Origin of the sequence: Clostridium neonatale (genome assembly GCF_900465025.1) — a bacterium.
GTDB lineage: Bacteria > Bacillota > Clostridia > Clostridiales > Clostridiaceae > Clostridium > Clostridium neonatale.
In genome coordinates this window covers 1457050-1472277 of record NZ_UICR01000002.1, presented here as the reverse complement: position 1 = coordinate 1472277, position 15228 = coordinate 1457050, and the positions used below count along the sequence as shown (strand labels likewise).

Genomic DNA, 15228 nt, shown 5'->3' with positions numbered 1-15228 from the left:
TTTGATTAAAATATACTTGTAAATTATTTATGGATAAGGAGATTTTGGATATGAATTATTTGGTTATGGATGTTGGAGGAAGTGCTATAAAGTATGCTCTAATGAATGATTCATTAGAAATGATAGAAAAATCAAGTGTAAAGACACCAATGGATTCATTAGATAGCTTTAAAAACGTTGTAAAGGATATCTATGAAAAATATAAAGATGAAGTTGATGGTATAGCTATGTCACTGCCGGGATTAATAAACAAACAGACAAATAAAATGCAGATTCCTGGAAAACTAGAGTATAATTTAGGTGTAGATATATTGAAAGAGTTAAAATCTGTAACTACAGATAGATTTACAATTGAAAATGATGCAAAATGTGCAGCACTTTGTGAAGTGACATATGGAAGTTTAAAAGGTACAAGTGTAGGTGCAGTTTGTATTATAGGTAGCGGAATTGGAGGAGGCATAACACTAGGAGATAATGTTCTATCAGGCAGCCATGGCTTTGCAGGTGAATTTAGCTACTTATCAACAAAATGGAAGGATTATGAAGGCTTTAACAGTAAATGGTGTGTTGAGAATGCAGCATTTAATTTAATAGAAATGATAGCTAAAGAGTTGGGAATAACTAAAGAAGAGTTAGATGGACCACAGGCTTTTAAATACTGTAATGAAGGAAACCAAAAGGCATTAAAGGCTTTAAGTGAATATTGTGATATCTTAGCTATGGGACTATGGAATATACAGGCAACTGTTGATCCAGACAAAATTGCAATAGGTGGCGGAATAAGTCAGCAACCTATATTAATAGAATATATAAATAAATCATTAGATAAATTTTACTCTAAAATGCCTATACCAATTCCAAGAGTAAACATAGTAAATTGTAAATACTTTAATGATTCTAATTTAGTTGGAGCTTTAGCAAATTATAAGAAGATTTATGGTTAGAAAACTTAAAACTTCATAAAGACTAATATATTATAAACAAGCCCTATTATGTTTAATTTTGTAAATAAACATAATAGGGCTTGTTTATTTTTATAAGCTTTAATATAATATCAACAAAATCAAAAAATAATTTTTAAAATAATATTTATTAGTTTATAATAGATGTACTATTATAATATTTTATATCATTAAATAAGCGGGGAGAAATTTAATTATAATGGATAATTTATATAAAATAAAAACACTAAATGAATTAGAATATTCAATATATTTATACTTAAGTCAAGATAAGAATAAAATAAGAAATTTAAAACTTAAAGAAGCAGCTGAAGAACTACATGTATCACCAGCAATGGTCACTCGTGTATGCAAGAAGCTTGGGTTTAATGGATTTAGTGAATATAAGTTACATTTAAGATTTAATGAATCTAAAAGTAATAATGTAAAATATGATAAGATAGCATATTTATTAGATTATTTTCAAAGAGCAAAAGGTGAAAAAGTATCAGAAGTAATAAAAAAAATTGCAGAAGAAATTGTTAATAGTGATGAAGTATTATTTTTTGGATTAAGTTTATCAGGTGCATTGGCTAAATATGGAGCTTTACTATTAAATCGTAAAGGAATAAGGAGCTCATTTATTGATGATATAAGCTGGAGGGTAGAAGATATTTATGATTCTAAAACTTTAGCAATTATATTAACTGTATCAGGAGATACGGAAGAAACTAATAAAGTTATTTTAAATTTAAGAGCTAGCGGGGTTAAAGTTGTTGTTATTTCAAACAGCGAAAATTCTCAATCAGCAAAAATGGCAGATTATAGTATAGGCTATTATGTTCCAAGTAAGCGTGATAAATTCTATTTTAGTTCAGCAACTCAAGTTCCAGTAATTTATATTATTGAAGAAATCGCTGATGAAGTGAAAAGAATAAGATTAGAAATTAATAATTTTAAGTAGTAGTGTAATGTTACATAATAACATTACACTACTATTTTTTGTATATTAATTAATAAAAAAGGAATGTTTTGCAAGAGATTATGTGTAGCTTAAAGTATAAATTTTACGTACTTAGTAATTCACTTTGTAAATGATATCAAATATAATTAGGACATAAAAAAGTGAAGGGAATGATATGAAATGTATAAAAAATTTTTGGACATGTTAGAAAAATATTTATCACCTATAGCAGCAATGGTATCAAGAAATTACATCTTGATGGCTATAAAGGATGCTTTCATTTTAAGTATGCCATTTACAGTTGTAGGATCATTAACTGGTCTTGTTAAATCACAAGGAGACTTTTGGTTTGCTAAATGGGGAGTTTCGTTAGATGGTATATTAGGAAAAATATTAAATATATTTGGAAATGTAAATGTTGTAGCCATGGGATTAGTTGGAGTAATAATAGTTTTATCATCATCATATTATTATGCGGAACATCTTTCTAAGGACAATAAAGATGTTATGCCAATGACTGCTTCAATAATAGCTTTTGTAACTTATTTTGTAACAATTCCAGATAAGATAACTATTGGATCAGAGTCAGCATCAGCATATACAATAAACTTTTTCAATTATGAAGCTATGTTTACAGCTCTTATAGTAGGACTTGTAACAACATATCTTTATGCAAAGTTTATGAAATCAAAATTCACAATTAAGCTTCCAGATACAGTGCCACCAATGGTATTTAATTCATTTAAAGCAATCATACCATTTTCTGGAGTATTATTAATATTTTCAACACTTAGAGTAATAGTTGAATCTTTTGGATTTGAATCAATTCAAAAATTAATTGCTCAATTTATAGTTGCTCCTTTATCTAATGTTGGTACAGGCTTGCCTGCAGTAATTATTGTAATATTAATAATGCAATTACTTTGGTTTTTTGGAATACACGGATTCTCAATTATGTGGGGATTAATTTCAGTAATTTGGATGCCAATATTTATGAAAGATATTGATATATATATGAAAACAGGAAGCTTGGAAACAATTACACATGTTGCTCCAAATACCTTAAGTAATGTTTATGCAATGATAGGAGGATCTGGTTCGACCTTTGCATTAGTAGTGCTAATGCTTATTATGGCACCTAAGGGATCATCAGAAAGAGCAGTAGGAAAAGTTGCATTAATACCAGGATTATTTGGAATTAATGAGCCAGTATCATTTGGGTTACCAATAGTTTTAAACCCAACTATGTTTTTACCATTTGTTATGGTACCAATTATTAATGCTGTAGTAGCATATTTTGCAATTAGTTCAGGTTTGGTTACTCCTTTGGTAGTTTTAAATTCAGGTGCAGAACCAGTATTTTTAAATGTACTTGTATTAGCAGGATTTAGATGGTCACCAGTTATATTATATGGAGTATTATTCATATTAGATATGTTCCTTTATGCACCATTTTTAAGCTTACAATTAAAACAAAATAAAACACAAGAGAATGCGTAAAACAAAATTTTAAAATACTAGGTAGGGTGAATGTCGTGAAAAATATACATTATATTAATCATACTCATTGGGATAGAGAATGGCTAAGAAGTTCAGATACCTACAGAATTAGGTCTGTATATATGTTTGATTTGTTGATAGAAATACTTAAATCAAATGATGAATATAAATATTTTACTTATGATGGACAAACAGCTGTACTTGATGATTATCTCAAAATAAGACCACAGAATAGGGAAATAATAAGTAAATACGTTAAAGAAGGAAGAATATTAATAGGCCCATGGTATACTCAGCCAGATTTAGCTTTAGTAAGTGGTGAATCATTACTTAGAAATCTTATAATAGGAAGTAATATAGCTGAAGATTTAGGGCATTGTATGCAATGCGGATGGATACCAGATGCATTTGGACAAATACAAAGTACTCCACAAATATTTAAAGAACTAGGAATGAAATCTATATTTGCATGGAGGGGATTTAACTATGAATATACTAATGATTCAGTGTTTTTGTGGGAAGCACCAAATGGAGATTCCCTATTAACAATTCATTTCCCTCTTGGATACGGATACTACAGATATTTACCAGAAAATAAAGATAATGCAGTTAGTGATATTATTGGATTCACTGAAAAGATTGAAAATAGATTTAAAGATGGAGAAATACTTTTAATGGGTGGAAGTGATCATACTAAACCACAAGAAAGTATTGCTAAAACATTAAAAGATATTAAAGCAGATATGGAAGGTAAAGGATATACTATAAAACAATCAAATCCTGAAATATTCACTGATGCAGTTAAAGAAAGTATAAGAAAGAGTAGCAGGACACTTGAAGTATATAAAGGGGAAGCAAAGTCAGCAGCCCTTGGAAGAATACATGCTGGAATTACTTCAACTAGAATGGATATTAAAAGTGAGATGAAAAAATATGAAAGCTTATTACCATTAGTTGTTGAACCAATGTCTATAATAAGCAAAACAATAGGTGGAAAATATGATCAAGACATATCCAACTATTATTGGAAAACAATATTTAAAAATCAATTCCACGATTCCATTTATTCATCATCACCTGACTCTATAAATCAGACTGTAAAAAATAGATTATTAAATTTAAGGCATGGTTTAAACGAGCTTATATGGTTAAATATAAGAAGCCTAAAAGATAAACTTGATTTTACAGGATTAAAGGAAAATGAAGAAGCTGTAGTAATGTTTAATACATTACCATATACAAGAGATGATTTAGTTTTATTAAGTTTCATATCTAAGGAAAAAGAATTTATTTTAAGAGATAAGGATGATAATATAATCCCTTATGTAATAGTAAATTGTAAAAGAGAAATAAATACTGAAATTGAAGATTTTAATGGTTCTAATAATTTCCACGATGCTGGAGAAATACTAGAAGGAACTAAGTATAATATTCAAGTGAAAATAAAGGCAGATATACTTCCTACAATGGGATATAAGGTTCTTAAAGTGACTTATGGCAAGCCATACACTGGAAAATTAAGTGGAAATGTAAAATTAATCAAAGATAAAACTTTCGAAAATAATTTCTTAAGAGTAAATATTAATGAAAATGGAACATTAAATATATTAAACAAAGAAAATAATGAAGAATATAATAATGTACATTACTTTGAAGAAAAAGGTGATGATGGAGATGAATATAATTTTTCTCCTCCAGTTGGTGATGAAGTAATAGTTACAAAGAATATGAAGCCAATAGTTGAATTAATGGAAAATTCACCTTATGAAATAAAATATAAAATTATATATAGTATGAATACACCACTTGAGTGTGTAGATCACAAGAGAACTGCTGAAAGAGTAGAATGGACAATTGAAAGTGAAGTATCTTTAAAAGATAACAGCAAAACAATTGATTTTAAAACTATTATAAATAATAAAGCTAAAGATCATATACTTAAAGCAATCTTTGAAGATAAAGAAGAAAGTTCTAAAAATATTTCAGAAGATCATTTTGGAACTATTATAAGGAATAACGAAATATTAAGTCAAGTGGGATTAAAAAATGGTGCAACAGAAGAAGAATTACCAATTTATCCAATGCAAAGATGGGTTAAATTAAATAATACAAAAAATACTTTTGCAGTTTTAACTCAAGGTCCTTGTGAATATATGATATATAACAATAAGGAAATAGCGCTTACTTTATTTAGATCCGTTGGTAAACTTGGAAAAGCTGATTTGTTGATAAGACCGGGAAGAAGCTCAGGATATAGATTGGATGCACCATCATCTCAATTAATTCAGAAATTGGAACTTGAGTACTCACTTTATCTTGGAAATGAAGAAAATATATCAGAATTAACAAGAAAAGCTAATATCTTAAGAGTTCCGGTACCTTCAAGACAACTTAATATATTTACAAGAGAAAAGCATGAAGATAAACCATGGGAGACTTCTATAATGGAAATTGGAGAAGAAGTTGAGATTATAGCATTTAAAGTGGCTGAATCTAAAGATGGCTACGTGATCAGATTATTAAATCCATCAAATACGAAGTTGAATGATATTAAAATTAAAACTAAGTTCCTAGGAAACAAGGCATATTTATCTACACTTAAAGAAGAGCCCAAAGAAGAATTACCTATGAAAGATGGAACTATTATAATTCCTGAAATAAAGGATAGAAGTTTTGTTACTATATTAATATGTTAAATTAGAATATATATGTTGCAATTACTTTTATACATTTTTATATACTGGTATTTACTTAGTCTATAAATATTTTTAATGAAATTTTATTATTGCAACATATATATAATAAAAGTGATATTTTACAATAGTAAATTTGAATAAAGTCCTGATTTTAGTATAATTAAAGTATTCAATAATATGGGAAGATAGGTAGAATATATGAGTTTGCTAAAGAAGTATCAGGATAATGAAGAATATATGACAAAAACAGAAAAATTTTGTTTTGAAACTTTATTAAAAAGTAAGCAAATAACAGCTGATATAACACTACAAAAAATAGCTGATTATACAAGTGTTTCAACTACAACAATTTTTAGAATGATAAAAAACCTAGGATATGATTCTTTTAAAGATTTTAGATTTGATTTGATATATGCCAAGAGAGATAAAATTCCAGATGGAGAAAAAGAAAAAGAAACATTAGATTATATGGAAGAAAAGATATTTGAAACTATATCGCTACTTAGGGAGATTAATGTAGATGATATTGTAAATGATATCTTAAAAGCAAGAAGAGTAATGGTGTGTGGAAGTGGAATGAATAACTATATAGGCGAAATTCTTGAAGTTAAATTAAACTTGTGTAATATTGATGCCAAATATAGAGATGATAATTGGCTTATGTACCTTGAAACTTCAAATTTAACTAGTGAAGACCTTGTTATTATACTTTCTAAAAGTGGAGAAACTAAAAATCTTGTTGATATCGTAAAAAATATAAAGATAAACGGAGTTACTGTTGTTTATATAGGAGAAGTTGGAAGTTCAACCATTGGAAGGCTTGCAGATCACAAAATAACAGTGGCAAAAGTAAGTGAAGAAGGAATAGATATGGACACAAGATTACATGTCCATTTGGCAGTTAATTTTTTAACTAAAAGAATAATTGAAAAAATTCAGAGTACTAGAAATGAGAGTTGAAAATGGAGAATAATATAAAACTAGAAGAAATAAAAGAGATTATACATAAAATAGGAAAAAAATTATGTGATAAGTTACAAGATGAAAAATTAAAAAATATGTTTTATGATTGCTTTGTAAATACAATAGATACTACTGTTAATATTGGAGACAATGATACATTTGTGATAACTGGAGATATTCCTGCTATGTGGCTTAGAGATTCAACTTCACAAATAGAACATTATTTACCATTTGTAAAGGAGTACCCTTTATTAGGTGAAATGTTTAGAGGTCTTATTAATAGGCACATACACTGCATAAAGATAGACTCTTATGCTAATGCTTTTAACATTGAAGATAATGGAAATAAGTGGGACAATGATATCACAAAGGATAGTCCATGGGTATGGGAAAGAAAATATGAAGTTGATTCAATGTGTTATACAGTAAGAATGATATATAAATATTGGAAGAAGAGTTCTGATGAGAGCTTTTTTAATGAAGATATAAGAGATGTATTTAAGACAATAATAAGTCAATTCAAAAAAGAGCAAAGACACTTTGAAGAGTCCGATTATAGATTTACTAGACTAAATTGCCCTTATCAAGATACATTACACAATAATGGATTAGGAAATGAAGTTTCATATACTGGAATGACTTGGTCTGGTTTTAGACCAAGTGATGATGCTTGTAAATATGGATATCTAGTGCCGTCAAATATGTTTGTTGTTGTAGCTTTAAGGTATATTGAAGAGATTGCAGAAAAGATATATTATGATCATAAATTAGCGGAGAGTGCAAAGAAGTTAAGCGATGAAATTGAAAATGGAATTAACAAATTTGCAGTTGTTGACCACGAAAAGTATGGAAAGATATATGCTTATGAAGTAGATGGAAGAGGAAATGCCCTTCTTATGGACGATGCAAATGTTCCAAGCCTTCTTTCTATTCCTTATATTGAGTATAGAACATATGATGATGAGATATATCAAAATACTAGGAAGTTTATATTAAGTAAAGACAATCCATATTATTATGAGGGAAAAGATGCAAGGGGAATAGGTAGTGCACACACTCCAGAAAATTATATTTGGCATATTGCACTTTCAATTCAAGGTTTAACAACGGAGAGTAAGCAAGAGAAGATGGAGCTTTTAAAAACTTTAATTTCAACTGATGGAGGCAAAGGGTTGATGCATGAAGGATTTAATTGTGATGATTCGCATGAATTTACAAGGGAATGGTTCGCTTGGTCAAATTCTATGTTTGCAAATTTTGTTTATGAAACATTGTTAGAACAGTAGGGTATATACTAGTATATTTTATATAGTTGTTAAAAGTAATGGGACTGTCGCACTAAGAGAAAAAACCACAAGATGTTGTAAATATCTATTATTTATAAACACATTATCTTGTAGAAAATTTTTTCCATGCGACAGTCCTATTCGTTTTTAGCTTTTAATTAAAAACTAAAAACGAATGTTTATATGAAGATCGAATTCTGTTAGGCTGCTATGAAAAAAATAGCTTAACATTTTGTAGAATTACTTGTTCTTTAAAAACATATAAACTTATCCTTCCATGGAAAGGATGTTGTATTCTAATGAAACACATTGTATTTCTTTTGTTTGAGAAGAGTAATGTTCAGATAACTTAACATAACGTTTTGAAAAGGAGACTAATTATGAATAGTGTAAGTGATTTTAAAGAAGAAATAGATGAATTATTATCAAAGATGACTTTAAAAGAAAAAGTTGGACAATTAAATCAAAGACTTTATGGATGGGAAATATATAAAAAAACCAAGACTGGATATGAATTAACAGATACATTTAAAGAAGAGGTTAAAAGATGGGGAGGAATTGGAGCAATTTATGGACTATTTAGGGCAGATCCTTGGTCAAAAGTTAATTTTGAAAATGGAATAGATAAAGAAGATTCATTCAAAGTAATAAATATGATTCAAGAGTATATAAAAGAAAATACAAGAATGAAAATTCCAGCAATTTTTTCAGAAGAGTCCCCTCATGGTCATCAATCTTTAGATGGAGAAATGTTTCCATGTAATATAGCAATTGGATCAACATGGAATCTAGATCTTATAAAAGAAGTTTCAGAATGTATATCAGATGAATTATCTGAAAAGGGTGCAAATTTAGCGCTAGTTTCTACTTTGGATTTACTCAGAGATCCAAGATGGGGGAGATCAGAAGAGTGTTTTAGTGAAGATCCATATTTATGTGCTAAGTATACAGAAGCAATAGTTGATGGATATCAAAAAAATAATTTTGAAAATAATGTAGGTGTTGTATTAAAACATTTATGTGCTCAAGGAGCGGCTGTTGGAGGTCATAATTCAGGTGCTGCTAATATAGGAGAAAGAGAACTTAGAGAAATATTTTTGCCGCCAGTAGAATCAGGGGCTAGAAGAGGTGCCATAGGATTTATGGCAGCTTACAATGAGATAGATGGAATACCATGCCATGTTAACAAAAAACTGTTGAATGATATTTTGAGACATGAATATCAATTTAATGGCATTGTAATGGCTGATGGTTGTGCACTTGATAGGTTAACTATAATGACTAGAGATAAAGAAAAAGCAGGGAAACTAGCTATAGAAGCAGGGGTAGATATAAGTCTTTGGGATGATATATATACAAATCTTCATAGAGCAGTTGAAAATAAAATAATAGATGAGTTGTATATAGATGATGCAGTTAGAAGAGTATTGTATGTTAAATTTAAATTAGGCTTATTTGATAAGAAAAAACGAAATAAAAAATCATATATAGATCCATCTATAATAAACAAGAAGGCAGCTAGTGAAAGTATAGTATTACTTAAAAATAATGGAGTATTACCACTTAGTAAAGAAAAAAAGAAAATTGCTGTTGTAGGACCAAATGCTGATACACCATATAATCAACTTGGAGATTATACATCTCCACAACGTAAAAATGCAGTTAGTACAGTATTAGACGGAATTAAGAAATTTGAATCCAATAATATAACTGTAAATTATTCAAAAGGATGTAGTATTCGAGACATTAGTAGATCAGGATTTGAAGAAGCTATTAATTTAGCAAAAAATTCAGACTATACAATAGTAGCAATTGGAGGATCTAGTGCAAGAGATTTTGATTTGAAATTTGAGAATAATGGTGCGGCATTGATTGATGATACTAAAAAAGATGTAAATTGTGGTGAAAATGTTGATCTTGCTAATTTAGATTTAGATGGGTTACAGGTGGAGCTAGTAAGAGAGTTAAGTAAAACTGGAACAAAGGTAATAGTTGTTTTAATTCAAGGAAGACCTCACTCAATAGGAAATATATTGGATTTTAGTGATGCAGTATTATGTGCATGGTATCCAGGAAAGATGGGAGGAGAAGCAATAGCGGAAACGATATTTGGAATTAACAATCCAAATGGAAAATTAGCTGTATCAATACCTGTTTCATCAATGCAATTACCTTGTTATTATAATGTGAAAGATAGTGGCGCCAAAATAGATTATTTGGATATGAGTGGACTTCCATTATTCCCATTTGGTTTTGGCTTAAGTTACACAAATTTTACATATAATAAATTAAGATTTGATAATGAGATTAAAATAGAAGATTTATTAAAAGGTAAAGAAGTTTCTATACATGTTAATATTAAAAATTGCGGTGATTTTGATGGATATGAAGTTGCTCAATTATATATTAGAGATGAAGAATCAAGTATAACAAGAAGAGTAAAGGAGCTTAAGGGATTTAAAAAGGTATTTATAAAATCAGGTGAAGAAGTAGATGTAGAATTTAAACTTGGATTTAAAGAACTTTCTATATGGGATTATAATTTAGAAAATAGAGTAGAGCCTGGAGAAGTTTCAATAATGGTTGGAAAAAATTCAATAGATTATATTGAAAAAGGACTATTTTTAATATAATTTTTATAAATAATATGAGCACATTATGGCTTAGTTGGGATTATAGGCATATATGAATGATAACATGAATCTATTATAGTAGATTAAAGTAAAAAGCTTAAATTTTATTAAAGATGATATATTAGACGAATACTTTTTATATAGGAATGATTAAATGTTTTAAGTTTAATCATTCCTATTAAATATATATTAAGATATATATTAAGGTTTTTTAAAATTTAATATTATATGCGTAATCCTAATATCAGCGTCATTCAAAATATGTTTCAGTATTAGTATTAGATTTATAAAGACTGATTTTCAGCCAAGTTCCTTTGAATTAATTTCATGAAGTTATCAGGAGTCACTATTTTTACTTTTGGATTCTTATTAAGCTTATTCACTACATCATAAACATTATCCATAGTATTGCTCCAAACATGTACATAAACAAATGAATAAGAATTAGGATCATTTATGTTAGTATACCCAGAGTTAATTCGATTATTTATATTAGAAATAATCTGATTTTCATCTTCTAATCCGGACCAAAGTAAACCCCTACAAGAAACTACTGGTTTATTATTTGACCATATTATTTTACCTTCATAACTGTTGTTTTTATCATAATTAAGATAAAGAAGGCCTTCTATATTAGTATGAGATGTGTATTTATCCTACAAATCTTTTCTATGAAAGGCTTCATCATCAAGAATCAATACATTATGTTGATCAATTTTTACCATATTATAGGCCCAATATTTATCTGTATATCTGCAATCTTTAACCAATTTATTAATTCTATGATTATTTAATATCAATTCTATAGATTCATCAATAGCAAGGGAGTCTTCTGAAGAATGATTTACATACTTTTCAATTAATTATATAAATTCGGATCAATGTGAATTATTAGCTAGAAGTGCAGTATAAAAAAGTTTCAATTTTTATGTACAATATATTGACATAAGACCAAGATGAGATAGACTTAAAAAACTGTACAACTATAATTAATAATAGATGATTATATGGATTACTATAATAATTACAGATACCAATGGGTACTTAAAAAGCTTCCTAGCCTTTTTCATATGGAACATTAGTTTTATAACAGCCACTTTTTTATTATGCTAATTTATATTTAGTAATTTTTATTTCAGTGATTTAGTTCCTGACTTGCTGGCAAGTGTACTGGACTTAGTTTGATGACACAAAAAATAAAAACTTACAAGATAAGTAAGGTGTGGCAGGGATTTGAAAAAAATGGATTAAAATATATAAAATTAAAAAAGATATTGAAATGTAATTGTTTTTATTGTATTATATATATAAACGCGAGTTCACTAAGCGTTTTATCTTACAGAAAAAGTATTTATAAATTATAGTTATACTTATGATGAAGTTATATTAGATATTATAAACTGATATAATTCAAAGTTATAAATGCGTAACTAATAATTCATATAGTAATAACTTACAGAGTTATAGATTATAGTATTTATAAATTAATAGGAAAGCCATTTATTAGACAGATGTAAGACAGTTAAACCATATAGTTGATAAATAAAAGATAAAGCATTATTCATGATTTTTTAGATTAATAAATTGAAATAATATCTATAGAGTGATGATACGTGTAGATTATATGAATTAAAAAATTGAATAAAAAGTATAAGAGTAAAACGAATCAAAAAAAGAATGTATGGATTTATTTTTTAACAAAAATAAACGCGGGTTCACAAAATTGATTCATTATTGTATTATAAGCAGGTAATTTATAAGACGTTTATTTTAAGGAGCGATGTTATGGAAAAATTTAATTTAGGAATAGATATAGGAGGAACATTCATTAAATATGCCTTGATGGACAAGCAATACCGCATTAAAGACAAGTGGAAAATTGAAACTATTAAATACGATACTGCAGATGAATTTTATGACTATATATGTTCAAATATAAAATTAATTGATGAAATTGATGTAATCGGTATAAGTGCACCAGGGCTCATTGATAAAGATTCAAATGTTAAATCATATGCTGCCCCTAACGTAGCCATTATGTATGGCACAAATATAAACGATGAAATCAAGAAAAGAACACATAAAAAAGTGTCATCAATTAATGATGCAAAATCAGCAGGGTTATGTGAATTTGAAATAGGAAATGCAAAAGGAAGCAAATCTTCAGCATTTTTAATCATAGGAACGGGAACTGGCGGATGCATATGTGATGAAAATGGAGTTGTATATGGAAAAGATGCATTTGCAGGAGAGTTTCATAATATGCCTTTTGTAAACGATGAGATAGGTGGCCTTGATAAGATGGGTGATTATGCATCAATGACTGGGCTGATAAATATATATAACAGCAAAGCTGACATGGATGAGCAGGTACAGTATGGATATGAAGTATGCAAGAAGTACTTAGATGGAAACAAAACAGCTGAATTATCAGTAGATGAGTGGATAATAAACATAGTAGCTCAATTAATTGTAATTACAGTTTTCTATAATCCAGAAGTTATATGCATAGGTGGAGGAATATCAGAAGAAGATTGGTTTATCAATAAAGTAGAGGAACAGTATAAGAAGACCTGCATTGAATATCTTGAAGCAGATTTCATTACTACTAAAATTGATAGATGCAAGTACAATAACGATGCCAACATATTAGGTGCAATTATAAATGCTTCTATAAAAAAATAGAGTGTTTTGTTTCAGAAAGAAATAGTTTAAAAATAAATTTATATATAGGTTAATATCAAATAATTAATTTACATTAATGTGAAGGAGTGGATATAGTGATATACGAAAAGCTAGATAAATTCAAAGATGATTTCCTATGGGGATCAGCATCAGCAGCGTATCAAGTTGAAGGTGCATGGGACAAAGATGGGAAGGGAGAAAGTATATGGGATGTATACACAAGAATACCTGGAACAACTTTTAAAAATACAAATGGTAATGTTGCAGTAGATCATTACAACAGATATAAAGAAGATGTAGCTTTAATGGCTGAAATGGGATTAAAAGCCTACAGATTTTCAATTGCATGGACACGTATATATCCTAATGGAAGAAAAGAAATAAATGAAGAAGGTTTAAAGTTCTATGAAAATTTAATAGATGAACTTATAGCAAATGATATTAAACCAGTAATTACATTATATCACTGGGATTTACCTCAGCATCTTCAAGATTTATACGGTGGATGGGAATCAAGAGAAATAATTAATGATTTTAATGAATACTGTATAACACTATTCAAGAGATTTGGAGATAAAGTTAAGCACTGGGTATCATTAAATGAACAAAATGTATTCTTAACATTGGGTTATTTAACAGCTATGCACCCACCAGGCGTTAAAGATCAAAAGAGAATGCTTAATGCAAATCATATTGCAAACTTAGCTAATGCTACAGTAATTGAGTCGTTTAAAACTTACGTGCCTGATGGTATGATTGGCCCAAGCTTTGCATTTGGACCTGTTTATCCATTCAGCTGCAATCCAAGTGATGTTTTATCAGCAGAAAATGCAGAGGATTTAAACTGCAACTGGTGGCTTGATGTTTACTGCAAAGGAAGATATCCAGCATTCGCATTCAAATATTATGAAAGACTTGGAATAGCACCAACTATTGAAGAGGGTGATCTTGAATTATTAGAAAGAGCAAAACCAGATTTTATAGGTATAAATTATTACCAAACAAGTACAGTTGCAATGAATCCACTTGATGGAGTGGGAGCATCTGAAGGTATGAATAATACAGGTAAAAAAGGAACTACTAAAGAAAGTGGACTACCTGGAGTTTATAAAAACGCAAAGAATCCATATTTAGAAACAACAAACTGGGACTGGGCAATTGATCCTGCAGGTTTAAGAATTGGATTAAGAAGATTAACAAGTAGATATAATCTTCCTATACTTATTACAGAAAACGGCCTTGGAGAATTCGATAAGCTTGAAGAAAATGATGTTGTAAACGATGATTACAGAATTAATTATCTAAGATCACATCTTAAGGCTTGTAAAGAAGCAATAACAGATGGTGTTGATCTTTTAGGTTACTGCACTTGGTCATTTACAGATTTATTAAGCTGGCTAAATGGATATCAGAAACGTTACGGATTCGTATATGTGGATAGAGATGAAAATGATGAAAAGGATTTAAAGAGAATTAAAAAGAACAGTTTCTATTGGTACAAGAATGTTATAAGTACTAATGGAGAAGAATTATAAATTTAGCTCATAATCAATTAATATA

At 28.7% G+C, this 15228-nt stretch carries 10 protein-coding genes and 1 pseudogene; 9 read left to right on the top strand and 2 right to left on the bottom strand.

From position 1 onward, the window contains the following. Positions 1-50: 50 nt before the first annotated feature. From CNEONATNEC86_RS18205 to CNEONATNEC86_RS18175, 7 genes are all read left to right on the top strand, one after another. Complete coding sequence (locus tag CNEONATNEC86_RS18205) at positions 51-944, top strand: ROK family protein (protein ID WP_159136539.1); 894 nt, start codon at positions 51-53, stop codon at positions 942-944. Between the two features lie 217 nt (positions 945-1161). Beyond that, positions 1162-1905: a MurR/RpiR family transcriptional regulator gene (locus CNEONATNEC86_RS18200; RefSeq protein WP_125147557.1), complete on the top strand. Its 744-nt coding sequence runs from the start codon at positions 1162-1164 to the stop codon at positions 1903-1905. A gap of 180 nt (positions 1906-2085) precedes the next feature. Beyond that, entirely contained in the window at positions 2086-3405 is a 1320-nt protein-coding gene (locus CNEONATNEC86_RS18195; protein WP_159136538.1) for a PTS sugar transporter subunit IIC, read from the top strand. Between the two features lie 35 nt (positions 3406-3440). Next, positions 3441-6101, top strand: a complete 2661-nt coding sequence (locus CNEONATNEC86_RS18190) for a glycoside hydrolase family 38 N-terminal domain-containing protein (protein ID WP_159136537.1) — start codon at positions 3441-3443, stop codon at positions 6099-6101. A gap of 198 nt (positions 6102-6299) precedes the next feature. Continuing rightward, on the top strand, positions 6300-7061 hold the full coding sequence (locus CNEONATNEC86_RS18185; RefSeq protein ID WP_058296565.1) for a MurR/RpiR family transcriptional regulator: 762 nt from the start codon (positions 6300-6302) through the stop codon (positions 7059-7061). Between the two features lie 2 nt (positions 7062-7063). After that, positions 7064-8350: a glycoside hydrolase family 125 protein gene (locus CNEONATNEC86_RS18180; RefSeq protein ID WP_159136536.1), complete on the top strand. Its 1287-nt coding sequence runs from the start codon at positions 7064-7066 to the stop codon at positions 8348-8350. 380 nt (positions 8351-8730) lie between these two features. After that, entirely contained in the window at positions 8731-10983 is a 2253-nt protein-coding gene (locus CNEONATNEC86_RS18175) for a glycoside hydrolase family 3 N-terminal domain-containing protein (protein ID WP_159136535.1), read from the top strand. Positions 10984-11267: 284 nt separating this feature from the next. Here the strand turns inward: CNEONATNEC86_RS18175 and CNEONATNEC86_RS18170 are convergent. After that, positions 11268-11627, bottom strand: a pseudogene (locus CNEONATNEC86_RS18170) (GxGYxYP domain-containing protein); the annotation flags it as partial. 12 nt (positions 11628-11639) lie between these two features. Continuing rightward, entirely contained in the window at positions 11640-11843 is a 204-nt protein-coding gene (locus tag CNEONATNEC86_RS21965) for a hypothetical protein (protein ID WP_338132753.1), read from the bottom strand. 925 nt (positions 11844-12768) lie between these two features. On the opposite strand from CNEONATNEC86_RS21965, the gene CNEONATNEC86_RS18165 reads away from it, so the two are divergent. Both CNEONATNEC86_RS18165 and CNEONATNEC86_RS18160 read left to right on the top strand, forming a co-directional pair. Further along, entirely contained in the window at positions 12769-13668 is a 900-nt protein-coding gene (locus tag CNEONATNEC86_RS18165) for an ROK family protein (protein WP_159116862.1), read from the top strand. A gap of 95 nt (positions 13669-13763) precedes the next feature. Beyond that, a complete protein-coding gene (locus tag CNEONATNEC86_RS18160; protein ID WP_159136534.1) occupies positions 13764-15203 on the top strand; it encodes a glycoside hydrolase family 1 protein in 1440 nt (479 codons plus the stop codon). Positions 15204-15228 lie beyond the last annotated feature (25 nt).